Consider the following 21,878-nt stretch of genomic DNA (forward strand, 5'->3'; position numbering starts at 1 on the left):
CCTGTCGATTCCCATAAAACCTGACGCGCAGACGCGTCCAAGTTAATCCGCGCCCATCGCACCCTCAAGCCGGATCGCGTATTTAACGAGTTTTTTCACGGCTTTCCGCATTTTCTTGGGCGTCGGGCGTTTGGCAATCCGCAAACAGGCAATCGCCAAGTTTTCAAGGGGCTCGGCGGTCGGTCCGCTCATCGCGGCGACCAAAAGCGGCGCCGGTCCGGGCCAAAGGTCGGCAAATTGTCGCGCGGTCCGCGGCGAGAACAAGGGCGCAATCACCGGGGCCGAACCAGCCGCAGCCGCCCGGGCCTCGGGCGTCAAAGGCAGCAAATGCTGGCGATAGACCGGCTGTTCCCGCACGGTCAGGCCCAGTTCGGTCAGCCGGGCCGCGATGTTTCCCCGGCTGTGTTCGCCGCGCAGATGCAGCAGCGGGCTGTCCGGGCGCTCTTTGAGCAGTTTGGCGACCAGTTCCTCGGCGGTTTCGCCGGCCATTCGGGCCTCCCACCCGGCCTGGCGGGCCGTTTCGGTGGTGGCCGGCCCCACGCAATAGGCGGGTAGATCGCGGCGCACATCCTGCGCCGCGGCGGCCGCCACGCCATTGGCCGAGGTGAAGATCAGGCCCCGAATTCCAGTCGTGTCCACCGCCTGTTCCATCGGTCGGATATCCAGCAGCGGGGAATAGACCACCTGAACCCGCGACCGCAAACGTTCGGGCAGCTGCGCCACGAACCTTTCCGAGGCGGCGCGGGGGCGGGTCATCAACAGGTACACGGGCGGGCGTTCGGGCCTTGAGGATTGTTTGCTGCGGCGCGGGGTGATACCCCGCGACCAGATCATGATGCAATGGTTCAGGCCGATGGTGCAAACACTTACCGTTCTGGGATTGGAAAGCAGCTGCGACGACACGGCGGCGGCCGTGGTGCGGCAGACCGAGGGCGAACCGGTGCAGGTTCTGTCTTCGGTCGTGCATGGCCAGACGGACCTGCACAGCGCCTTCGGCGGCGTGGTGCCCGAGATCGCGGCCCGCGCGCATGCCGAAAAGCTGGATGTCTGCGTGCAGCAGGCGTTGGAGCAGGCGGGCCTGACTCTGCAGGATATGGACGCCGTGGCGGTGACCGCCGGGCCGGGGCTGATCGGCGGGGTCATGTCCGGCGTGATGTGCGCCAAGGGGATCAGCGCGGCCACCGGTCTGCCGCTGATCGGCGTCAACCACCTGGCCGGCCATGCGCTGACCCCGCGCCTGACGGACGGGATCGCCTTTCCCTACCTGATGCTGCTGGTGTCCGGCGGGCACTGCCAATACCTGATCGCCCACGGTCCCGAGCGGTTCACCCGGCTGGGCGGCACCATCGACGACGCCCCGGGTGAAGCATTCGACAAGACCGCGCGCCTGCTGGGCCTGCCCCAGCCCGGTGGCCCCTCGGTCGAGGCCGAGGCGCGCGAGGGCGACCCCAAACGCTTTCGCTTTCCGCGGCCGCTGCTGGACCGGCCCGGATGCGATCTGTCCTTTTCCGGTCTCAAGACCGCCTTGATGCGGATGCGCGACCAGATCGTGGCCGAAAAAGGCGGACTGACGCGTCAGGACCGCGCCGATCTGTGCGCCGGGTTCCAGCAGGCGGTTGTGGATACGCTGGCCGAAAAGACCCGCCGCGCCATCGCCCTGTATCTTGAAACCAACCCGGCCGAGCCGGTCATCACCGTGGCCGGGGGCGTTGCGGCCAACACAGCCATTCGGTTCGCGTTAGAGTCTGTTTCCGCGGATGTCGGCGCGCGGTTTACCGCCCCTCCGCTGCACCTGTGCACCGACAATGCGGCGATGATCGCCTATGCGGGATTGGAACGATTCCGGCTGGGCGCGCGTGACGGGCTGGACCTGACCGCCCGTCCCCGCTGGCCGCTGGACCAGACTAGCCCGGCCATGCTGGGCGGCGGGCGCAAGGGGGCCAAGGCATGAGCGTCTCGGTCCTTGGGTCGGGCGCCTTCGGAACCGCGCTGGCGATCTCACTGGCGGGCAAGGGTCCGGTCACCTTGTGGGCCCGGTCGGACGAACAGGCGCAGACGATGCAGGCGACCCGCCGCAACGACGCCCGTCTGCCCGGTGTCACCCTGCCCGACGCCATCACGGTGACCGCTGAAATCACCCTGGCCTGTCAAAGCGACGTGTTGTTGCTGGCCGTGCCCATGCAAAAACTGCGCGATGTCCTGTCGGACCATGCGGCGGACCTGCAGGGTCGCACCCTGGTGGCCTGCTGCAAAGGCATCGAACTGTCCACCGGCCTCGGTCCGATTGCCGTGATCGAACAGGTGCTGCCCGGTACACGCACTGCCTTGCTGACCGGGCCCAGCTTTGCCGATGACATTGCCCGCGGGTTGCCGACGGCGCTGACACTGGCCTGCGCCGACGTGGATTTGGGCACCCGGCTGCAACAGGCCCTGACCACCGCCAACCTGCGGCTCTACCGAACCACCGACGTGACCGGGGCCGAACTGGGCGGCGCACTGAAGAACGTGATGGCCATCGCCTGCGGAGCCTGCATCGGCGCGGGTCTGGGGGACAGCGCCCGCGCGGCCCTGATGACCCGCGGCTTTGCCGAGATGCAGCGCTTTGCCGCAATGCGCGGCGCCCGGCCCGAGACGCTGATGGGCCTGTCGGGTTTGGGCGATCTGGTCCTGACCTGCTCGTCCGAATTGTCGCGCAACTTCCGGTTCGGCCTGTCGCTGGGCCGCAGCGAGTCCTTTGACGCCGCGACCACCGTCGAAGGCGTGGCCACGGCAAATGCCATGGCCGCCATCGCCGCGGCCGAGGGGCTGGACATGCCCATCTGCCAGACGGTGGCGCAGCTCAGCCGTGGCGCCTACAGTGTCGCCGAGGCCCTGCAATCCCTGCTCAATCGCCCACTCAAGGAGGAATGACATGCTTATCGCCCTGATCGCCCGGGACAAGGACGGCGCCCTGCAGACCCGGCTGGACAACCGCGCCGCGCACCTGGCCTATATCGAAGAAACCGGCGTGGTCGCACAGGCCGGGCCGTTGCTGAACGGCGATGCCATGATCGGGTCGCTGGTCATCCTGGATGTCGAGGACCTGGCCGCCGCACAGGCCTGGGCCGACAACGACCCCTATGCCAAGGCCGGTCTGTTCACATCGGTCGAACTGATCCCGTGGAAGAAGGTCATCGGTTGATGGCGTATTGGCTGTTCAAATCCGAACCCTCGACCTGGAGCTGGGACCAGCAGGGCGCCAAGGGCGACGCGGGCGAAGAATGGGACGGGGTGCGCAACTATCAGGCCCGCAATTTCATGCGGCAGATGAAGCTGGGCGACCAGGGGTTTTTCTACCATTCGCAGAAGGACAAGGCGATCGTCGGCATCGTCGAGGTCTGCGCCGAAGCTCATCCCGACAGCACCACCGACGACGACCGGTGGGATTGCGTGGACATCAAGGCGGTGCGCCCCTTCGCCAAACCGGTCACGCTGGACCAGATCAAGGCCGATCCGCGACTGAACGACATGGTGTTGGTGAAAAACTCGCGCCTGTCGGTGCAGCCCGTCTCAGATGCTGAATGGGCGGTGATCTGCGAACTGGGCCAGACCCAGGCGGATTGAGAAAAAAGGGAAGGCCCTGACGATGCAGAACCTTCCCTACCCCGCGTGCTCCCTACTCACCACACGCAAAGAAATCTCTGGTTCTGACCGTCCTGGTCACGGGTTGAACGTACCCCAGAACACGGCGGTTTTTCAAACATGAAATCAATAGATTATGATTCAAATGCAAAACGCCCGCCGAACCAGTCGGGCGGGCGTTTCCGAATGTCGCGGCGGGATCAGCCGTAGACCGACTCTTTGCCGAAATGCTTGGTCAGCATGTAGTAGATGACCGCGCGGTATTTGTTGCGTTCGGACTTGCCGTAGGTTTCGATGACCTTGTTGATCGCTTCCATCAGCTCGGGGCCATCCGACAGGCCCAGTTTCTTGATCAGGAAGTTGTTCTTGACCGTTTCCAACTCGCTTTCCTGGCTGGCGGCCACGGTTGCGGCATCCGCGTCATAGATCGACGGCCCGCAACCGATCGTCACCTTGGTCAGCAGGTCCATGTCGGGGTCCATCCCGCACTTGTTCTTCAGATCATCCGCGTATTTGGCGATCAACTCGTCGCGTTTTCCCATTGTCCTCTCCTGTGTGGGTTGGGTTCCGGCCTTTGCGGCGCTGGCTGAACGGTAACGGCTGACAGCTTTTCAACAAAGGGAAAAATCCTACGGTTTCCCCCCAAGGCAGGGATACGCGCACCTTCGGGTTGATCATTGTTTCAGTTTTATTTAACATTTTAGTTAATCACTGAGTCGAGGAGACTGCCATGACCATCGCCCTACCGAACGAAAGCGCCGAATACCGAACCGCCCGAAATGCTCTGTTGGCCGCCGAAGCCGATCTGCGTGCGCGGGTCGAGGAAGTGGCCGCGCTGCGCCGGACCTTGCCCAAGGGCGGCCAAATCCCGCAGGATTACGCTTTTCGGGACCTCGGGGGCAAAATTGCCCCGATTTCAAGCCTGTTCGGTGATCATGACACTCTGGTCGTGTATTCGCTGATGTTTGGCCCCAAGGCGCAGGACCCCTGCCCCATGTGCTCGGCCTTTCTGGACGGGCTGACCGGGCAGGTCGCACATCTGACCCGAAAAACCGCCTTTGCGGTCGTGGCGCAGAATACACCGGATGCCTTGGCTGCGCTGAGCCGGCGCATGGGCTGGCAGGATCTGCCGCTGTATTCCGCGTTGGATACAACGTACCAGCAAGACTATCTGGCCGAGACCGAGGACGGAAACCAGTTGCCGATTCTGAACGTGTTTCAACGCGATGCGGATGGCATTCACCATTTCTGGAGCTCCGAGCTGTTCTTTCAGCCCAGCGACTGGCATCCACGCCATGTCGATGCTGCCTGGCCCCTATGGAACATTCTGGACCTGACGCCGCAGGGGCGCGGCGATTTCGTGCCGCCGCTCCGCTGAGCGCAACAAAAAAGGCGGCCCAAATGGCCGCCTTCTCCGCGTATTTCTGACGGATCAATACCGGTAATGCTCGGGCTTGAACGGGCCTTCGGGCGTAACGCCGATGTAATCCGCCTGTTCCTTGTCCAGCTTGGTCAGCTTGACGCCGATCCGGTCCAGATGCAGGCGTGCAACCTTCTCGTCCAGGTGCTTGGGCAGGATATAGACCTTGTTCTCGTACTGGTCGCCTTTGGTGAACAGTTCGATCTGGGCCAGAACCTGATTGGTGAACGAGGCCGACATCACGAAGGACGGGTGTCCGGTGGCATTGCCCAGGTTCAACAGACGGCCTTCGGACAGCAGGATGATGCGGTTGCCCGAGGGCATCTCGATCATGTCCACCTGGTCCTTGATGTTGGTCCATTTGTGGTTTTTCAGGCTGGCCACCTGAATCTCGTTGTCGAAATGGCCGATATTTCCGACGATGGCCATGTCCTTCATCTCGCGCATGTGCTCGATGCGGATCACGTCCTTGTTGCCGGTGGTGGTGATGAAGATGTCGGCGGTCGAAACCACGTCTTCCAGCAGAACCACCTCGAACCCGTCCATGGCGGCCTGCAGGGCGCAGATCGGGTCGACCTCGGTCACTTTCACGCGGGCGCCCGCGCCGCGCAGCGAGGCGGCCGAGCCCTTGCCCACGTCGCCATAACCGCAGACCACGGCAACCTTGCCGGCCATCATCGTGTCAGTGGCGCGGCGGATACCGTCGACCAGCGATTCCTTGCAGCCGTACTTGTTGTCGAACTTCGACTTGGTGACGCTGTCATTCACGTTGATCGCCGGGAACGGCAGTTGGCCGTCCTTGACCAGCTGATACAGGCGGTTGACGCCGGTGGTGGTTTCCTCGGACACGCCCTTGATCTGATCGCGTACCTTGGTGAACCAGCCCGGGCTGGCGGCCATCCGCTTCTTGATCTGCGCCTTGATGACTTCTTCCTCTTCCGAGGACGGGACGGGGATGATGTCCTCGCCCGCTTCGGCGCGCGCGCCCAGCAGGATGTACAGCGTGGCGTCGCCGCCATCATCCAGGATCATGTTCGGGCCGTCTTCGAACAGGAAAGACTTGTCGAGATAGTCCCAATGCTCTTCCAGAGTCTGGCCCTTGATGGCAAAGACAGGAATGCCCGCCTCGGCGATGGCCGCTGCCGCATGGTCCTGGGTCGAGAAGATGTTGCACGACGCCCAGCGCACATCCGCGCCCAGCGCGACCAGTGTTTCGATCAGCACGGCAGTCTGGATCGTCATGTGCAACGACCCGACGATGCGCGCCCCTTTCAGCGGCTTGTTGTCGCCGTATTCCGAACGCAGAGCCATAAGGCCCGGCATTTCGGTTTCCGCGATATCCAATTCCTTGCGGCCGAACCCGGCCAGTGAAATGTCTTTGACGATGTAGTCGCCAGCCATCAGATGCTCCATTCCGATCAACAACGGTTTGGGCAGCCCCTAACACCGTTGGGGAAAAGTGGCAATGTGGGTGGCAGTGGACCGCGAGCGGCGCTCAGTTCAACTGCGCGTCCCCTCGGCTTGAATCTTTGGGATCGCTTCAAAGAAATCGGTGCCGGCGGCGACAATGCAGCTGATGCCGTTGGCGTGGGTCACCAGAACGGTATAGGTCCCGCTTTCGCGTGAGGCCCATACCTCCATGACCGTTTGTCCGCCTCGCGAGTTCTGCAAGCCGCCAAAGGCAAGCTCCTCTGAATAGGATTGCTGCAGTTTGGCGATCACATCTCCGCGCAAGGCACAGTTCTGTGCCAATGCAGGCGGCGCTGCCGCAGCCATTCCAAAGACAAGTGCCAGTCCGAATACACGCTTGAACATGACAGGCTCCTTTCGGTTGGGTTTCAATCCGAGAGGGGCACACTGGGAGGAGCGCGTGCCCCCCTCAGTCTTCATGTCGTGATCACAAGGTGCCGGTTCAAAGCACGATTGCTCAAGAAATTGTTGGCAGCCAGTGATCAGGATGGCTTAAGCATAGCATGAATCCGGGTCTCGGGCACGGTGGACAAGATGGGGCATGGCAGAATGGCAACACAACCCAGGGCATGGCAACGGATGCTGTCGGGCCGCAGGCTGGACCTGCTCGACCCGACACCGGTGGATATCGAGATCGAGGATATCGCCCATGGGCTGGCTTTCGTGGCGCGCTGGAACGGCCAGACGGCGGGCGATTTCGCCTATTCCGTGGCCGAGCATTCCCTGCTGGTCGAAGAGCTGTTCGGCCGGATCGCCCCCAAGGCGCCGGTGAAATGGCGGCTGGCGGCGCTGCTGCACGATGCGCCGGAATATGTGATCGGCGACATGATCTCGCCGGTGAAGGCCGCGGTCGGCCCGGGTTACGGCGCGCTGGACGACCGGCTGGCGGCGGCAATCCACATCCGCTTCGGCCTGCCCGCCGCGGTGCCGAAAACGGTGAAACGTCAGATCAAGAAAGCCGACAAAATCAGCGCGTGGATGGAGGCCACCCAGATCGCGGGGTTTTCCGAGGCCGAGGCAACCAAGTTCTTTGGCCGACCGGACGCGGCGGTGATGGAGAGGTTGCAGATCACACTCAGGCCGCCGGTTGAGGTTCGGCAGGCATATACGGCGCGGCATGCGGAGTTGCTGGCGGAGCTATGAAACTCGAATGGTAACGGAATCTTGCTTGCCCCCAGCCGCATATTTGCCTTTGCGGCGCCCACGCAGTCCGTGTGTCTAAACTCCGAAGAACGGCCTCATTTACTCAATATCGTACCGCAGAGAAGACACTGCTTGAGCCAAAAAGAGCGGCTCCAGCGTTCGTCGGTTGACAGAAGAACAGCACCGTCAGTCTAATGAGGCGCAACCGAGCCGAGTGATCGTCGTTGTATGAAACGCCTCAGAATTGGAACTTCGGATCTACCGCGCGCATTCCGGCTTCTGTGTTTATCCACGATGATGTTGCTGGGAGCGGCTTCGTGCGGCCGCCCGCCGGAATTGGTAGGGATCGATAATCCAAGACTTCCTGCATCTGAGGTAAAAGAGGCCAAGCGCCAAACAGTCTTCATTGCCACGACGCGTCAAGCGTCCGGTGCAGAAGGGGTCTTCTTTTCCGGTGACCGCGGTGAGGGTTTGGGTTTGGCTTCAGTAGTCGTCACCATCCCGCCAATTCACAAAGCAGGGAAAATTGAAAGAGCCAGCTCTCTGCCACCTATTGCCTCAAAGCACTTCACCATAGTTGAACCAAAAGTCTATGTTTCGGAAGCCGCCTTTGTTTCTGAAATTGACAATCAGTTACTGAACCTCAGCGTTTCCGACAGAAACGTTCTGGTCTTTGTGCACGGCTATAACACGACCCTGAGCGATGCCATCCTTAGATTGGCACAGTTTGTCGAGGATACCGAGTATGACGGGATCCCCGTATTGATGTCATGGGCGTCTGCTGCAGAGACTCTGAAATACGTCTACGATATCAACAGCGCCCTCGCTGCCAGATCAGACTTTTTGAAAGCCGGTGAGATCATTTCGCGATCACAGGCTCAACAATTTGACATACTCGCGTTTTCGATGGGAGCGTTCCTTACGATGGAAGCCATCTCACAAGCCGAAATTGCTGGCGAGTTTAATCCCAACAAAAAAATTCGAAACATAATTCTGGCAGCACCCGATATCGATTTGGCGGTATTCGAAAGCCAGCTCTCAACTATCACCCACGACAATCAGAAAATCTTTGTTCTCGTATCCTCGGACGACGGAGCCTTGAGTTTTTCGAAGTTCATTTCTGGCGGAGTCGACCGTGTTGGCGCGGCCGATGCAGCCGAACTCGCAAGGTCAGGAGTCACCGTTATTGATCTCAGCCAAGTCCAGGACTCTCAAAGCACAAGTCACTCGAAATTTGCTTCGTCCCCTGAGGTGGTTCGAATTGCTGGTGAAGCAATCCGCACAAGCAGACGGACCGGCAGGCGTTCCACTACAGAACTTCAGGACCTTATTGGCGAAGGTTCAGTGGAAGTTGTAGGCGAACCTTAATTTCTTGATTTCCCAAGCCTGTTGCCAGAATAGTGCCGATCGGCAAAAAGCTACCGCGGGCTGCGTTTCGCCAGAATCCGCTGCAAGGTCCGGCGGTGCATGTTCAGACGCCGCGCTGTTTCCGAGACGTTTCGGTCACACAGCTCGTAAACCCGCTGGATGTGCTCCCACCGCACGCGGTCGGCGCTCATGGGGTTTTCGGGGGGCGGGGGCAGTTCGTCGCCCTTGGCCAGCAGCGCGTTGGTGATGTCGGTGGCGTCGGCAGGTTTCGACAGATAGTCGGTGGCGCCGATTTTCACCGCCGCCACGGCAGTCGCAATTGCACCGTATCCGGTCAGAACCACGACCCGGCTGTCGGGGCGCTTTTCCCGCAGCACCTCGACCACGTCCAGCCCGTTGCCGTCCTCGAGCCGCAGGTCCACCACGGCAAAGGCAGGCGGGCGGGCGGTGGCGATCGCGCGTCCGGCGGCGACGGAACCGGCGGTTTCCACCTCGAACCCGCGCTTTTCCATCGCTCTGGCGAGACGTCTCAGAAACGGCTCGTCATCATCCACCAGAAGCAGGGATTTGTCGGGGCCGATGTCAAGCTGAGCAATGTCTGCCATGGTGTGGTCTTTCTGCTATTTCATGCCGGTAGGCTTTGAGATGAGTATTAGCAGCGCCACACCAAAGGTCAAACCGACGGTTACTCTGCCGCCTGGTCCACAAAGCAGGCAACGGTGTCGGCCATCTGCTCGGCCGTCGCGTCGCGTTTGAAAAACTCAAGGAACCCATCCTGCGGCGTGACGAGGTAGGTAAATGTCGAATGGTCGACGAGGTAGTACTCGTCGCTCTTGTCCTGGGCCTTGTAATAGGTCTTGTAGGCCTGGCTCGCGGCCTTGACCTGTTCCGGCGTACCGGTGAGGCCAATCATCTTTTCATGCAGGTTGTAGGCAAAATCCCCCACGACGTCGGGGGTGTCCCGGTCTGGGTCCACCGAGATGAAAATCGGAGTGACCGAATAACCGCGCTCGGTCAGCAGGTCGACGGCCTCGGCATTGCGGGTGGTGTCCAGCGGACAGACATCGGGGCAGAAGGTATAGCCGAAATAGATCAGCGAGGGCTCGGTGATCACGTCCTTGTCGGTCACGGTTTCACCCTTGGAGTTGATCAACTCGAACGGGCCGCCGATGGTTGCGGTACCGCCTGCAATCTGGCTGGACCGGCACTGCGCAAACTTGTCGTCAGAACCGCCGCCGCGCGTCATCAGCCACATGGCGCCCAGGCCCACGGCCAGCACGACGGTTGCAAGAATGGCATAAAGGCGGGTCATGGCGAAATTCCTGACACATGGGGTTGTTGATCGGTTCGGCCGGGACACCTATCAAGTTGACCAGCGGACGCAACAGGACATAATCGCCCGATGACGGATTCCAACACCAGCCTCTGGCGCGGACAGGAACGCAGCAGCTGGATCCGGCTGCGCACGCTGATCCTGCTGCGGTGGGTGGCAATCATCGGCCAGATCACGGCCATCACCGTTGCCCAGCAGACCTATCACGTCCAGCTGGAGCTTGGGCTGTGCTACCTTGCTATCGGTGTTTCGGTCATGGGCAACCTTACCGCCATCCTGCTGTTCCCGCAGAACAAGCGCCTGTCGGAATTTGAAAACTTCCTCATGGTGATGTTCGACCTGCTGCAGCTGGCTTTCCTGCTGTATCTAACAGGCGGTCTGAACAACCCGTTTGCCCTGCTTTTGCTGGGCCCCGTGACGATTGCGGCCAACGTCATGAGCACCCGGTCGACCCTGATCATCGGGGGCGCCGCAATCGTGCTGGCGACGCTTCTGGCCCAGTTTCACCTGCCGCTGCGCACCGATCTCGGCCTTGTTCTGGACATCCCCGACATCCTGCTGTTCGGCAACTGGGCCGCCATCGTGATCGCGATCGTATTCATCGGCGCCTATTCGCACCGCATCAGCGCCGAAGTTCAGTCGATGTCCGAGGCGCTGGCCGCCACCCATATGGCCCTGGCGCGCGAGCAGAAGCTGACCGACCTCGGCGGCGTTGTCGCCGCCGCCGCGCACGAGTTGGGGACCCCACTGGCCACGATCAAGCTGACCAGCTCGGAACTGATCGAAGAATTGGACGACCGCCCGGACCTGAAAGAAGACGCCGCCCTGATCCGCGAACAGGCCGACCGATGCCGCGACATCCTGCGCGACATGGGTCGGGCCGGCAAAGATGACCTGCACCTGCGCCAGGCACCTTTGTCCGCCGTGATCCACGAGGCGGCCGAGCCCCATATACACAGGGGCAAACAGGTACATTTTGACGAAGGCCCGGGGCCTGACGGGGATGTCCAGCAGCCCTCGATCCTGCGCAAGCCCGAGATCATTCATGGCCTGCGAAACCTGATCCAGAACGCCGTGGACTTTGCCCGCGCACAAGTCTGGGTCGAGGCCGAATGGACGCCGGACCGGATCACGGTCAGCATCATGGATGACGGGCGCGGTTATCCGTCACACATCATCGGCCGTATCGGTGACCCGTTCATGCGCCGCAGACGCGCCGAAAGCGATCTGCGCACACGCCCCGAATACGAGGGTATGGGGTTGGGCCTATTCATCGCAAAAACGCTCTTGGAGCGCAGCGGCGCCGAACTGAAATTTGCAAATGGGTCAGACCCTTACCAGGCGGTGACGGACCAGGCCGAGCGACGCGGCGCGATCGTGCTGGTGACATGGCCGCGCAAGCTGATCGATGCGCAGACAGGCGACAACCCGGTGCCGTCGGGCGTGAACGAACGGTTCCAGGTCTGAGTTAAGACACCGTTAACTATTTAAGCGCAAAGTCGGGTCCGGTTTGTTTTTGGGGTAGGCGGCACTGTGGCCGACTGGATCATACTTGCGGCGATCAGCCTGGTTTCGTCGGGCTTTGCCCTGCAGTGGCTCATGCCGCGCCGTCCGCGGCGCGGTGACAATTTTGGTTTGTCTGCGCCGGCTTCGTTGTTGGATGCGGTGTTTCTGTTCAACGGAAGACGCCTGATCAGCCACTCCGACATCGCCCTGTCCGGGTTCGAGGCGGTGAATGACTGGGATGATCTCAGGCGCCTGCTGCAGCGCGACTTTCCGGCCTTCCCCGAGACTTACGAAACCGTCCGCCAGCAGGGCAGTATCGTGGTTTCGGCCATAGATTGTACAGTCGAGCGCGAGGTTCGGTGTGAATGGATCGACGGCATCGTCCGGGTGCAGTTGCGTGATCTGACCGGCATCACCGAACCGACAAGGAGGGATCCGAACGATCCGATCCGCCTCGCCATGGATCGCGCGCCCTACCCCGTGTGGCTTTTGGATCATGCCAACAAGGTAAGATGGTGCAACGCCGCCTATGTTGCGCTGGCCCGCAAGGCGCGCGGGCAGGACACGGATCTGACCCAACCCATGTTCCCTGAACTGACCGAAGACGCGCGGCCCGGCAAGAAGACCCGCGTGTCAATTCCGGTGAAGGACAGCAGCAGCAAGCTGTGGTTCGATCTGACGCTTGTGGGGCTGGACGAAGGTCACCTGCATTACGCGGTCGACGTAAACGCCATTGTCGAGGCCGAGACCGCCCAGCGCAAATTCGTCCAGACGATGACGAAAACCTTCGCGCAGCTGTCGATCGGCCTGGCAATCTTTGATCGAAACCGCCAGTTGGCGCTGTTCAACCCCGCCTTGATCGACCTGACCGCATTGCCGCCCGACTTCCTGAGTTGCCGGCCGAATATCTCAAGCTTCTTTGACCGCCTTCGGGATCAGCACATGATGCCCGAACCCAAGAACTACCGCAGTTGGCGCCGGCAGATGAACGATCTTCTGGAAGCAGCCGAGGACGGAAACTATCAGGAAACCTGGTCACTACCGTCGGGCTCAGTCTATTCGGTCAGCGGTCGCCCCCATCCCGACGGCGCCGTCGCCTTTCTGTTCGAGGACATCACGGCCGAGATCACCCTGACCCGCCGGTTCCGGTCCGAGATGGACCTTATGCAGTCAATCCTCGACAAGCTTGCGGACGCCGTCGCAGTTTTTGCCGATGACGGGACACTGGCTTTCACCAACTACGCCTACCAGCTGCTGTGGGGAGACTCGGACGAGGTCGGCTTTGAACCAGCCACGGTTCTGGACGTCACGCGCCAGTGGCAGTCGCAATGCCAGGCCAATCCAATTCTGGGTGACATTCGGGACTTCGTGGAAATGCGCAACAACCGGGCCGAGTGGAGCTCTGATCTGTACAAGCGCGACGGCACCCGGCTCTTGTGTACGGTCAGCCCTATCCAGAATGGCGCAACCATCGTCCGGTTCACGATCGAACACGCGCGTGGAGAAACGCCGGATATGTTGCAGATCACCGCCTGAACCGGGTTGCAGAGGGTTCGGCCCCCGTTCATTGTGGCGCCATGAATTCGCCCGCTTCGATCACTCTGACATCACCGGAAGAAACCGCCGATCTGGCCAGCCGCCTGTCCGCCCATTTGGCGCCCGGCGACGTTATTTTGCTGGACGGCCCAATCGGCAGTGGCAAAACCCATTTTGCACGCAATCTGATCCAATCGGCCCTGCCTGTGCCCGAAGATGTGCCATCGCCCACATTCACGCTGGTTCAGGTTTACGAGGGTGAAGCCGGCGAAATCTGGCACTCCGATCTGTACCGGCTTACCTCGGTGGATGAGATCGAGGAATTGGGCCTGACCGGGGCCTTTGATACGGCGATCTGCCTTGTGGAATGGCCTGACAAGCTGGGTCCGCTACAACCGGCCTCGGCCCTGTTGGTGCAGTTTCATGCCGACCCCGCTGCCGAAGAAACCCGACACCTGACACTGACGTGGTCCGACCCCAAGTGGACCGAAAAACTGAAGAGGATCGCATGACCAACCGCGCAGTTCTGGCCGAGGCGCTGGTCGCACGGACCCCTTGGGCCAAAGCCTCTCGCGCGCCGCTGGCTGGAGACGCCTCGAACCGCCGGTATGAACGCCTGACCGACCCGGATACCGGGCGGACCGCCGTTTTGATGGACGCGCCCCCGGACAAGGGGGAAGACGTGGAACCGTTTGTCAGGGTGGCAGAATACCTGCGGTCCGTCGGTCTGAGCGCGCCCGAGATTCTTGCCGAGGACGCCGAGAACGGGTTCCTCCTGCTGGAGGATTTCGGCGACGACCTGTTTGCCCGCCTGATCGAGAAGCAGCCGGAGGTCGAGCGTGAATTGTACGAGGCCGCAACCGACGTGCTGATCCATCTGCACTCTGGGCCCCTGCCCTCATTGGACAGCTATGACCCGTCCCTCATGGCGGAATTGTCGGCTCTTGCCTTCACCAAATATGCCCAAGGGATACAAGGCGCCTATGACCAAGACGCCCATGATCGTTTTCAGCATCGGTTCGCCGACATATTGCTGCAGGAAACCTCGGGCACGCGGGTGGTGACCCTAAGGGACTACCATGCCGAGAACCTGATCTGGCTGCCTGAGCGCGACGGGGTCTGCCGGGTCGGTCTGCTGGATTTTCAAAGCGCAATGCTGTGCCATCCCGCCTATGACCTGATGTCGTTGCTGCAGGATGTCCGCCGCACTGTGCCCGCCGCAATCGAAATGAGCATGGTCAACCGCTACATCACGGCAACAGGTGTGGATGACCACGATTTCCGCACGGCGTACAGTGTCCTCGGCGCCCAACGCAACCTGCGGATACTGGGGGGATTTGCCCGCCTTGCCACCGACTATGGCAAACCGCACTACGTGGATCTTATCCCGGCGGCCTGGGCTCATCTGATGCGCGATCTCGAGCATCCGGCGCTGGTCTCGGTCGCGGATCTGGTTCGGCAGGCGCTGCCATCCCCAACGCCCGAAAACCTTGCAAGGCTGAGGGCCGGATGACCGATACACCCGAGGCCATCATGCTGTTTGCCGCCGGTTTCGGCACCCGCATGGGCGCGTTGACCCGCACCCGACCCAAGCCGCTGATCCCAGTGGCCGGACGGCCGCTGATCGACCATGCGCTGGACCTGACGGATGCGCTAAGGCCGCGCCGGGTGGTCGCGAACCTGCATTACCTGGCTGATCAGCTGACAGATCATTTGGCGCCACGTGGTGTCCTGCTTTCACACGAACAGCCGGACATCTTGGAAACCGGCGGTGGATTGCGCGCGGCCCTGCCGCTGCTGGGTCCGGGGCCGGTTTTCACGATGAACACCGATGCGATCTGGTCCGGGCCCAACCCTTTGGAGTTGCTGAAGGCGGCTTGGGATCCGGCGCGGATGGACGCTCTGTTGATCTGCGTGCCGATCGCACAGACGATCGGACATGCAGGCCTCGGAGATTTCAGGATCGACCCCCAAGGCCGGCTTGAACGCGGGCCGGGTCACGTCTATGGCGGCATTCAGATCCTGAAGACCGACGGTCTGGCGGACATTCCGGAAAAAGCGTTCTCGCTCAATATCTTGTGGGACAGGATGCACCGCGATGGCCGGCTGTACGGTCTGCAGTATCCCGGGCGCTGGTGCGATGTGGGCCGGCCCGAAGGCATCGCCCTGGCCGAGGAGATGCTGGCCGATGTTTGACCCCAGCGCCACCCCCCGGGTCTTCGCGGTGCCGCCCGGTGCGGATTTTCCGCAGGCACTGGTGCGTGGGCTGCGGGCGCGCTGCGACGGCCACCCGCCCGAGGCACTGGCCCGCGTGCAACTGGTGCTGAACACCCGCCGCATGGCCCGCCGCGTGCGCGAGCTGTTCGATCAGGGTCCGCCCTGCCTCTTGCCCCGCATTTCGCTGGTCACCGATCTGGGCGAAAGCGTCGATCTGGATCAGGTGCCGCCCGCCGTACCGCCCTTGCGTCGCCGGCTGGAACTGACGCAGCTGGTGGCGCGACTGCTGGACCAGCAACCGGACCTGGCCGCGCGGTCGTCGCTGTTTGACCTTTCCGACAGCCTCGCTGCCCTGATCGAAGAGATGCAGGGCGAAGGCGTCCCGCCCGAGGCGATCCGGCAACTGGACGTGACTGACCTGTCGGGCCATTGGGCACGGACGCAGGCCTTCATCGGCATCGCCGACCAGTTCCTGAAGACCGAGGATGGCAGTCTGGACGTGCAGGCCCGCCAACACCGCGTGGTCGAGAACCTGATCGCCCGCTGGCAGGACGCGCCGCCGCAACACCCCGTGATCCTGGCCGGGTCCACCGGCTCGCGCGGGACCACGCTGATGCTGATGCAGGCGGTGGCGCGGCTGCCGCAGGGGGCGCTGATCCTGCCGGGGTACGATTTCGACCAGCCCGCCCACGTCTGGGAACGGTTGGATTCGGCAATGACCTCGGAGGATCACCCGCAATACCGGTTCCGCAAGCTGATGACCGAACTGGGGATAGGGCCGGATCAGATCGCATCCTGGACCCCGGACCAGCCCCCCTCGCCCGCGCGCAACCGTTTGGTTTCATTGGCATTGCGCCCTGCCCCGATCACCGATGCCTGGATGAGCGAAGGCCCGCAGCTGCGCGATCTGGATGCCGCGACTCGCAACATCACCTTGGTCGAGGCGCAATCGCCGCGGGCCGAGGCGCTGGCCATCGCCCTGCGCCTGCGGCAGGCGGCCGAGACCGGACAGACCGCCGCCCTGATCACGCCCGACCGGATGCTGACCCGCCAGGTCAGCGCCGCGCTGGACCGCTGGGACATCCTGCCCGATGACAGCGCCGGCCTACCGCTGCAACTGTCGCCACCGGGCCGGTTCCTGCGCCATGTGGCCGGGCTGTTCGCGCGCCGTCTGGATGCCGAGGCACTGCTGACCCTGCTGAAACACCCTTTGTGTCACAGCGCCGGCGACCGCGGCGCGCATCTGTTGCACAGCCGCGATCTGGAACTGCACCTGCGCCGCAATGGGCCGCCCTTCCCCGACAGCGCCAGCCTGACCGGCTTTGCCGCCGAAAATGACGTGCCCGACGCGTGGGCCCAGTGGCTGATCCGCAATTTCTGCGCCCAGCAGATCAGCGGCACCCTGCCCCTCACCGACTGGGTGCAGCACCTGCGCGATCTGGCCGAAGCGATTGCCGGTGCCGGAACCGACGGCGCGGGCGAGTTGTGGGACAAGAACGCGGGCCAAGCGGCGCTGGCGGTGATCTCGGGACTTGCAGACGAGGCCGAGCACGGCGGCGAGATGACGGCGCTGGATTTCGCCGATCTGCTGGGCGCGCTGCTGGCCGGGCAAGAGGTCCGCGACCGCGACGCCCCCCACCCGCGGATCATGATCTGGGGCACGCTCGAAGCGCGCGTTCAGGGTGCCGACCTGCTGATCCTGGGCGGGTTGAACGAAGGCAGCTGGCCCGAGGCTCCCGCGCCAGACCCCTGGCTGAACCGCCAGATGCGCGACCGTGCCGGCCTGTTGCTGCCGGAACGGCGAATCGGCCTGTCGGCGCATGATTTCCAGCAGGCCATCGGCGCGACCGAGGTCTGGCTGACCCGCGCGGTCCGCTCGGATGATGCCGAAACCGTGCCGTCACGCTGGCTGAACCGGTTGACCAACCTGTTGCAGGGCCTGCCGGATCAGGGCGGCCGCGCGGCGCTGGAACAGATGCGCGACCGGGGCAAGACATGGCTGCGCTGGTCCGAGATGCTGGAACAGGCGCCCCGGATCGCCGCCGCACCGCGTCCTTCACCGCGCCCGCCGGTGGCCGCGCGCCCGCGCCGCCTTTCGGTTACCGAGATCAAGCGGCTGATCCGCGACCCTTATGCGATCTATGCCAAGCACGTCCTGCGCCTGAAACCGCTGGACCCACTGGTACAGGCGCCCGACGCCCTGCTGCGCGGCATCGTGATCCACGAGATCCTGGAACATTTCGTCAAGGACAGCGTGCTGGACGGTGCGCTGCTGACCCGCGACAACTTCCTGAAACGGGCCGAGGCGCTGCTGGATCAGCATGTCGCCTGGCCCACCGCCCGGAAACTGTGGCTGGCGCGGCTCGAGCGGATCGCCGACGACTTTCTGCGCGCCGAGATCAGCCGCCGCAGCGACGGCGGTCCGATCGCCTTCGAGGCCAAGATGCGCCTGACGCTGGAACCGCTTGGGTTCGCCCTGAATGGCCGCGCCGACCGGATCGACCGCAACAGCCGCGGCGCGCTGACCATCATCGACTACAAGACCGGCACGCCACCCTCGGAGTCGCAGCAGGCCAAATTCGACAAGCAATTGCTGATCGAGGCCGCGATGGCCGAGCAGGGCGGGATTGACGGATTTGACCCGATGGCCGTGGCCAGCGCCGTGTTCATCGGCATGGGCGGCACCTACAAGGAGGTCCCGGCACCCCTGGACAAAGAGCCGCCCGACAAGGTTCTGGCCGAGCTGAAAGAACTGATTTCTGCCTACTTAGAGCCTGATCAGGGGTTTTCGTCGCGCCGGATGATGCACAAGGACAGCGACGTGGGCGACTATGACCACCTGGCGCGGTTCGGCGAATGGGACCGCACCGCCGAAACCAAGCCCGAGGATCTGACATGACCCCGCGCGACGATGCGACCGAACGGCAGGTTCAGGCGGCGCGGCCCGATGCGTCGACCTGGCTGGCGGCCAATGCGGGCTCGGGCAAGACGCGGGTTCTGACCGACCGCGTGGCGCGGCTGCTTCTGGACGGCGTACAGCCGCAGCACATCCTGTGCCTGACCTACACCAAGGCCGCCGCCAGCGAGATGCAGAACCGCCTGTTCAAGCGGCTGGGCGAGTGGGCGATGCTGGACGACGCGGCGTTGCTGCGGCAACTGACCGAACTGGGCGTCGAAGGGGTGATCGACCCCGACCGCCTGGCCCGGGCCCGCACCCTGTTCGCGCGCGCCATCGAAACGCCGGGCGGGTTGAAGATCCAGACGATCCACTCGTTCTGCGCCTCGCTGCTGCGGCGGTTCCCGCTCGAGGCCGGGGTCAGCCCGCAGTTTTCCGAGATGGAAGACCGCGCCGCGGCCCTGCTGCGCGAGGAAATCGTCGAGGATTTCGCCGAAGGCCCCCAGGCCAGCCTGATCGAGGACGTGGCCCGCCACATCACCGATACCGGCTTTGACAAGCTGACCGCCGCAATCACCCAGAAGCGCACCCTGTTCACGCCCGCGCTGCAATGGCCCGACTTGCTGGCCCGTTTTGGCCTGCCCGAGGGGTTCGACGAGGACGCGCTGCTGGCGCAGGTGTTTCTGGGCGGCGAGGTCGAGCTGATCCGGTCGATACTTCCGGCGCTGGCGGGCGGCGGCAAGACCGACGCCAAGGCGGCCGAGAAACTGTCGGGCTTCACCGAACCCGCCTTGGGTCAGTTGCCGGAGCTGGAAGACGTGTTCCTGACCGGAAAATCCGCCAAAGAGCCCTTTACCGCCAAGATCGGCAACTTTCCCACCAAGGCGCTGCGCGAGGGGGTTCTGGCGGGGCAGATGGATCCGCTCGAGGCACTGATGCGGCGGGTCGAGGCCGCGCGGGAAGGACGACTGGCGCTGGCAGCTGCGCGCAAGTCCATGGTTCTGCACCGCTTCGCGGCGGCATTCCTGCCGGAATATGAGCGTCGCAAGCAATTGCACGGCTGGCTGGATTTCGACGACCTGATCCTGCGCGCGCGCCTGCTGCTGAACGATCCGGCGGTGGCCGCTTGGGTTCTGTACCGGCTGGATGGCGGCATCGACCACATCCTGGTGGACGAGGCGCAGGACACCAGCCCCGATCAATGGGATGTGGTCGAGAAACTGGCGCAGGAATTCACCAGCGGCGAAGGCGCACGATCAGGGGTCGAGCGCACGATCTTCGTGGTCGGCGACAAGAAACAGTCGATCTATTCCTTCCAGGGGGCCGACCCGCAGGCCTTTGACCGGATGCAGGCCGAATTCGGGCGAAAACTGCAGGAATCAGGCTCTAAACTGTGGGATTGGACGCTGGAATACTCGTTCCGTTCCTCCAGCTCCATCCTGTCGCTGGTCGATATTCTGTTCGAAAACCGCGCCGAGGCAGGGTTTCAGAAAGAGTCGCAGCACCGCGCCTTCAAAGCCGATCTGCCGGGCCGGGTCGATCTGTGGCCGGTGGTGGAAAAGGTCGAGGACGCGGACGAGGGCGACTGGACCGATCCGGTCGATCGGCCCGCGGCGCAACATCACACGGTGATCCTGGCCAACCAGATCGCCGCGCGCATCAAGGCCATGATCGACGCCGGCGAAACCATCCCCGAAGACAGCCCCACGCGCGGCACATTCATGCGTCGCAAGGTGCGGCCGGGGGATTTCCTGATCCTGGTGCAGCGCCGCTCGGACCTGTTCGCCGAAATCATCCGCGCCTGCAAGGCCCAGGGTCTGCCGATCGCAGGGGCCGACCGGCTGAAGGTGGGCGCGGAACTGGCGGTCAAGGATCTGGCCGCGCTGCTGAGCTTTTTGGCCACGCCCGAGGATGACCTGTCGCTGGCCACGGTGCTGAAATCGCCGCTGTTCGGCTGGTCCGAGCAGATGCTGTTCGACCTCGCTCATCGCCGGCAGGAAAGGTACCTGTGGGCGGCGCTGCGCCAACGCACCGGGGATTTTGCCGAAACGCTGGCTGTGTTGAACGATCTGCGCGGGCAGGTGGACTTTCTGCGCCCCTATGACCTGATCGAACGGGTGCTGACCCGCCATGACGGCCGTCGCAAATTGTTGGGCCGTCTGGGTGCCGAGGCCGAGGACGGCATCAACGCGCTACTGTCGCAGGCGCTGGCCTATGAGCGGTCGGACATTCCCAGCCTGACCGGTTTCCTGGTCTGGATGCAGACCGACGACCTTGAGATCAAGCGCCAGATGACCGGCGTGGGTAACATGATCCGGGTGATGACGGTGCATGGCTCGAAAGGGCTGGAGGCGCCGATCGTGATCCTGCCGGACACCGGCAAGCGGCAGCCGCCCCGCGATGCCGAGATCATGGTCGCCGACGGCACACCTCTGTGGAAGGTGCCCGCCGACCTGTCGCCCAGCCTTGTCACCCGTGCCCGCGAAGACGCGCGCCAACGCGAGGAGAACGAGCGGCTGCGTTTGCTGTACGTCGCGCTGACCCGGGCCGAGAAATGGCTGATCGTGGCGGCTGCCGGCGATCTGGGTCGGGACGGGTCCAGCTGGTACCAACTGGTCGAAGAGGCGATGGACCGGGCAGGGGCCACCGAGATCCCCGGCACCGGCATCCGCCGTCTGGCGCATGGCGATTGGGAGGGTCTGCCACTGGACCATCGCCCGACCCCGGAACCGGTGCAGGATACCCTGCCGGACCTGTTCCACCGGCCCGCGCCCGAGCCGACGCCCGATGCCGAGACGCTCAGCCCGTCCGATCTGGGCGGGGCCAAGGCCCTGCCGGGCGAGACCGGACTTGAGGAAGAGGCCGCCAAGCTGCGCGGCACCCGCCTGCACCTGCTGCTCGAACATTTGGCCCAGGCGCCGCGCGACCGGTGGGATCAGCTCTGCGCCCGGCTTCTGCCCGATATGCAGGACGGTGACCGCCGCGACCTTCTGGCCGAGGCGGCGGGCGTGCTGATCGCACCGGACCTGACCCCCGTCTTTGCCCCAGACGCGCTGGCCGAGGTGCCGGTCTCGGCCACTCTGGACGGTCGCCGGATCCACGGGGTGATCGACCGGTTGATCGTGACGGATGACGTGGTGCAAGTCATTGATTTCAAATCAAACGCCACGGTTCCCGATCGGGCCGAAACCTGCCCCGAGGGCCTGCTGCGCCAGATGGGCGCCTATGCCGCCGCGCTGTCGCTGATCTATACCGGCCGCGAGATCCGCACCGCGATTTTGTGGACGCGGACGGCGCGCCTGATGTGGCTGCCACACGATCTTGTGACAGATGCGCTGGTGCGGGCCCAGATATCTTGACCTCCCCAA

At 63.2% G+C, this 21,878-nt stretch carries 20 protein-coding genes; 14 read left to right on the forward strand and 6 right to left on the reverse strand.

Translation table 11 applies throughout. The features are described from left to right. Nucleotides 1-42: 42 nt before the first annotated feature. Nucleotides 43-756 carry a uroporphyrinogen-III synthase gene (locus AC2FML_RS10325; protein WP_174822957.1) on the reverse strand — a complete coding sequence of 238 codons (714 nt, stop codon included), beginning with the start codon at nt 754-756 and terminating at the stop codon, nt 43-45. Nucleotides 757-853: 97 nt separating this feature from the next. Between AC2FML_RS10325 and tsaD the strand changes: the two genes are divergently transcribed. The 4 genes from tsaD to AC2FML_RS10345 are packed head-to-tail and all read left to right on the forward strand — an operon-like array spanning nt 854 to nt 3,603. Further along, entirely contained in the window at nt 854-1,951 is a 1,098-nt protein-coding gene (gene tsaD / locus AC2FML_RS10330) for a tRNA (adenosine(37)-N6)-threonylcarbamoyltransferase complex transferase subunit TsaD (protein WP_496783032.1), read from the forward strand. Next, a complete protein-coding gene (locus AC2FML_RS10335) occupies nt 1,948-2,910 on the forward strand; it encodes an NAD(P)H-dependent glycerol-3-phosphate dehydrogenase (protein ID WP_496783034.1) in 963 nt (320 codons plus the stop codon). The genes tsaD and AC2FML_RS10335 overlap by 4 nt, the downstream gene beginning before the upstream one ends. Before the next feature lies 1 nt (nt 2,911). Continuing rightward, the gene (locus tag AC2FML_RS10340) at nt 2,912-3,181 is read left to right on the forward strand and encodes a YciI family protein (protein WP_170361052.1); all 270 of its coding nucleotides are present in this window, start codon (nt 2,912-2,914) and stop codon (nt 3,179-3,181) included. Then, a complete protein-coding gene (locus AC2FML_RS10345; protein ID WP_496783036.1) occupies nt 3,181-3,603 on the forward strand; it encodes an EVE domain-containing protein in 423 nt (140 codons plus the stop codon). Before AC2FML_RS10340 ends, AC2FML_RS10345 begins: the two co-directional genes overlap by 1 nt. Before the next feature lie 218 nt (nt 3,604-3,821). Here the strand turns inward: AC2FML_RS10345 and AC2FML_RS10350 are convergent, their stop codons facing one another. Beyond that, complete coding sequence (locus AC2FML_RS10350; RefSeq protein WP_490362077.1) at nt 3,822-4,163, reverse strand: DUF2853 family protein; 342 nt, start codon at nt 4,161-4,163, stop codon at nt 3,822-3,824. Nucleotides 4,164-4,351: 188 nt separating this feature from the next. Here AC2FML_RS10350 and AC2FML_RS10355 point away from each other — a divergent pair, with 188 nt between their 5' ends. Continuing rightward, nucleotides 4,352-4,999: a DUF899 family protein gene (locus AC2FML_RS10355; protein WP_170340633.1), complete on the forward strand. Its 648-nt coding sequence runs from the start codon at nt 4,352-4,354 to the stop codon at nt 4,997-4,999. Between the two features lie 54 nt (nt 5,000-5,053). On the opposite strand, the gene ahcY is transcribed toward AC2FML_RS10355, so the two are convergent. Continuing rightward, nucleotides 5,054-6,442 carry an adenosylhomocysteinase gene (gene ahcY, locus AC2FML_RS10360; protein WP_480775908.1) on the reverse strand — a complete coding sequence of 463 codons (1,389 nt, stop codon included), beginning with the start codon at nt 6,440-6,442 and terminating at the stop codon, nt 5,054-5,056. A 99-nt stretch (nt 6,443-6,541) separates the two neighbouring features. After that, on the reverse strand, nt 6,542-6,856 hold the full coding sequence (locus AC2FML_RS10365; RefSeq protein WP_496783038.1) for a hypothetical protein: 315 nt from the start codon (nt 6,854-6,856) through the stop codon (nt 6,542-6,544). A 204-nt stretch (nt 6,857-7,060) separates the two neighbouring features. Between AC2FML_RS10365 and AC2FML_RS10370 the strand changes: the two genes are divergently transcribed. Both AC2FML_RS10370 and AC2FML_RS10375 read left to right on the forward strand, forming a co-directional pair. Beyond that, entirely contained in the window at nt 7,061-7,654 is a 594-nt protein-coding gene (locus AC2FML_RS10370) for an HD domain-containing protein (RefSeq protein WP_170361062.1), read from the forward strand. Between the two features lie 228 nt (nt 7,655-7,882). After that, complete coding sequence (locus AC2FML_RS10375) at nt 7,883-9,022, forward strand: alpha/beta hydrolase (protein ID WP_217355917.1); 1,140 nt, start codon at nt 7,883-7,885, stop codon at nt 9,020-9,022. A 50-nt stretch (nt 9,023-9,072) separates the two neighbouring features. Here AC2FML_RS10375 and AC2FML_RS10380 read toward each other — a convergent pair whose 3' ends face one another. Then, the gene (locus tag AC2FML_RS10380; RefSeq protein ID WP_170368977.1) at nt 9,073-9,627 is read right to left on the reverse strand and encodes an ActR/PrrA/RegA family redox response regulator transcription factor; all 555 of its coding nucleotides are present in this window, start codon (nt 9,625-9,627) and stop codon (nt 9,073-9,075) included. Nucleotides 9,628-9,707: 80 nt separating this feature from the next. After that, entirely contained in the window at nt 9,708-10,334 is a 627-nt protein-coding gene (locus tag AC2FML_RS10385; protein ID WP_170340640.1) for an SCO family protein, read from the reverse strand. Nucleotides 10,335-10,424: 90 nt separating this feature from the next. Between AC2FML_RS10385 and regB the strand changes: the two genes are divergently transcribed. The 7 genes from regB (at nt 10,425) to addA (ending at nt 21,869) form a co-directional block, all read left to right on the forward strand. Then, complete coding sequence (gene regB, locus AC2FML_RS10390; protein ID WP_093963869.1) at nt 10,425-11,822, forward strand: sensor histidine kinase RegB; 1,398 nt, start codon at nt 10,425-10,427, stop codon at nt 11,820-11,822. Nucleotides 11,823-11,888: 66 nt separating this feature from the next. Continuing rightward, nucleotides 11,889-13,397, forward strand: coding sequence for a PAS-domain containing protein (locus AC2FML_RS10395; RefSeq protein WP_496783041.1), 1,509 nt, complete (start codon nt 11,889-11,891; stop codon nt 13,395-13,397). Between the two features lie 41 nt (nt 13,398-13,438). Further along, nucleotides 13,439-13,909: a tRNA (adenosine(37)-N6)-threonylcarbamoyltransferase complex ATPase subunit type 1 TsaE gene (gene tsaE / locus AC2FML_RS10400; RefSeq protein ID WP_170363940.1), complete on the forward strand. Its 471-nt coding sequence runs from the start codon at nt 13,439-13,441 to the stop codon at nt 13,907-13,909. Then, on the forward strand, nt 13,906-14,910 hold the full coding sequence (locus tag AC2FML_RS10405; RefSeq protein WP_480636932.1) for an aminoglycoside phosphotransferase family protein: 1,005 nt from the start codon (nt 13,906-13,908) through the stop codon (nt 14,908-14,910). Before tsaE ends, AC2FML_RS10405 begins: the two co-directional genes overlap by 4 nt. After that, nucleotides 14,907-15,593, forward strand: a complete 687-nt coding sequence (locus AC2FML_RS10410) for a nucleotidyltransferase family protein (protein WP_170391400.1) — start codon at nt 14,907-14,909, stop codon at nt 15,591-15,593. Before AC2FML_RS10405 ends, AC2FML_RS10410 begins: the two co-directional genes overlap by 4 nt. Next, the gene (gene addB, locus AC2FML_RS10415; RefSeq protein WP_496783044.1) at nt 15,586-18,513 is read left to right on the forward strand and encodes a double-strand break repair protein AddB; all 2,928 of its coding nucleotides are present in this window, start codon (nt 15,586-15,588) and stop codon (nt 18,511-18,513) included. The genes AC2FML_RS10410 and addB overlap by 8 nt, the downstream gene beginning before the upstream one ends. Next, entirely contained in the window at nt 18,510-21,869 is a 3,360-nt protein-coding gene (addA, locus tag AC2FML_RS10420; protein WP_496783046.1) for a double-strand break repair helicase AddA, read from the forward strand. Before addB ends, addA begins: the two co-directional genes overlap by 4 nt. Nucleotides 21,870-21,878 lie beyond the last annotated feature (9 nt).

The organism is Ruegeria sp. BHSC029 (assembly GCF_059613085.1).

Coding starts and splice junctions, on each gene's coding strand:
- AC2FML_RS10325 (WP_174822957.1), bottom strand. CDS start 756: ATGACCCGCCCCCGCGCCGCCTCGGAAAGGTTCGTGGCGCAGCTGCCC.
- tsaD (WP_496783032.1), top strand. CDS start 854: ATGGTGCAAACACTTACCGTTCTGGGATTGGAAAGCAGCTGCGACGAC.
- AC2FML_RS10335 (WP_496783034.1), top strand. CDS start 1,948: ATGAGCGTCTCGGTCCTTGGGTCGGGCGCCTTCGGAACCGCGCTGGCG.
- AC2FML_RS10340 (WP_170361052.1), top strand. CDS start 2,912: ATGCTTATCGCCCTGATCGCCCGGGACAAGGACGGCGCCCTGCAGACC.
- AC2FML_RS10345 (WP_496783036.1), top strand. CDS start 3,181: ATGGCGTATTGGCTGTTCAAATCCGAACCCTCGACCTGGAGCTGGGAC.
- AC2FML_RS10350 (WP_490362077.1), bottom strand. CDS start 4,163: ATGGGAAAACGCGACGAGTTGATCGCCAAATACGCGGATGATCTGAAG.
- AC2FML_RS10355 (WP_170340633.1), top strand. CDS start 4,352: ATGACCATCGCCCTACCGAACGAAAGCGCCGAATACCGAACCGCCCGA.
- ahcY (WP_480775908.1), bottom strand. CDS start 6,442: ATGGCTGGCGACTACATCGTCAAAGACATTTCACTGGCCGGGTTCGGC.
- AC2FML_RS10365 (WP_496783038.1), bottom strand. CDS start 6,856: ATGTTCAAGCGTGTATTCGGACTGGCACTTGTCTTTGGAATGGCTGCG.
- AC2FML_RS10370 (WP_170361062.1), top strand. CDS start 7,061: ATGGCAACACAACCCAGGGCATGGCAACGGATGCTGTCGGGCCGCAGG.
- AC2FML_RS10375 (WP_217355917.1), top strand. CDS start 7,883: ATGAAACGCCTCAGAATTGGAACTTCGGATCTACCGCGCGCATTCCGG.
- AC2FML_RS10380 (WP_170368977.1), bottom strand. CDS start 9,627: ATGGCAGACATTGCTCAGCTTGACATCGGCCCCGACAAATCCCTGCTT.
- AC2FML_RS10385 (WP_170340640.1), bottom strand. CDS start 10,334: ATGACCCGCCTTTATGCCATTCTTGCAACCGTCGTGCTGGCCGTGGGC.
- regB (WP_093963869.1), top strand. CDS start 10,425: ATGACGGATTCCAACACCAGCCTCTGGCGCGGACAGGAACGCAGCAGC.
- tsaE (WP_170363940.1), top strand. CDS start 13,439: ATGAATTCGCCCGCTTCGATCACTCTGACATCACCGGAAGAAACCGCC.
- AC2FML_RS10405 (WP_480636932.1), top strand. CDS start 13,906: ATGACCAACCGCGCAGTTCTGGCCGAGGCGCTGGTCGCACGGACCCCT.
- AC2FML_RS10410 (WP_170391400.1), top strand. CDS start 14,907: ATGACCGATACACCCGAGGCCATCATGCTGTTTGCCGCCGGTTTCGGC.
- addB (WP_496783044.1), top strand. CDS start 15,586: ATGTTTGACCCCAGCGCCACCCCCCGGGTCTTCGCGGTGCCGCCCGGT.
- addA (WP_496783046.1), top strand. CDS start 18,510: ATGACCCCGCGCGACGATGCGACCGAACGGCAGGTTCAGGCGGCGCGG.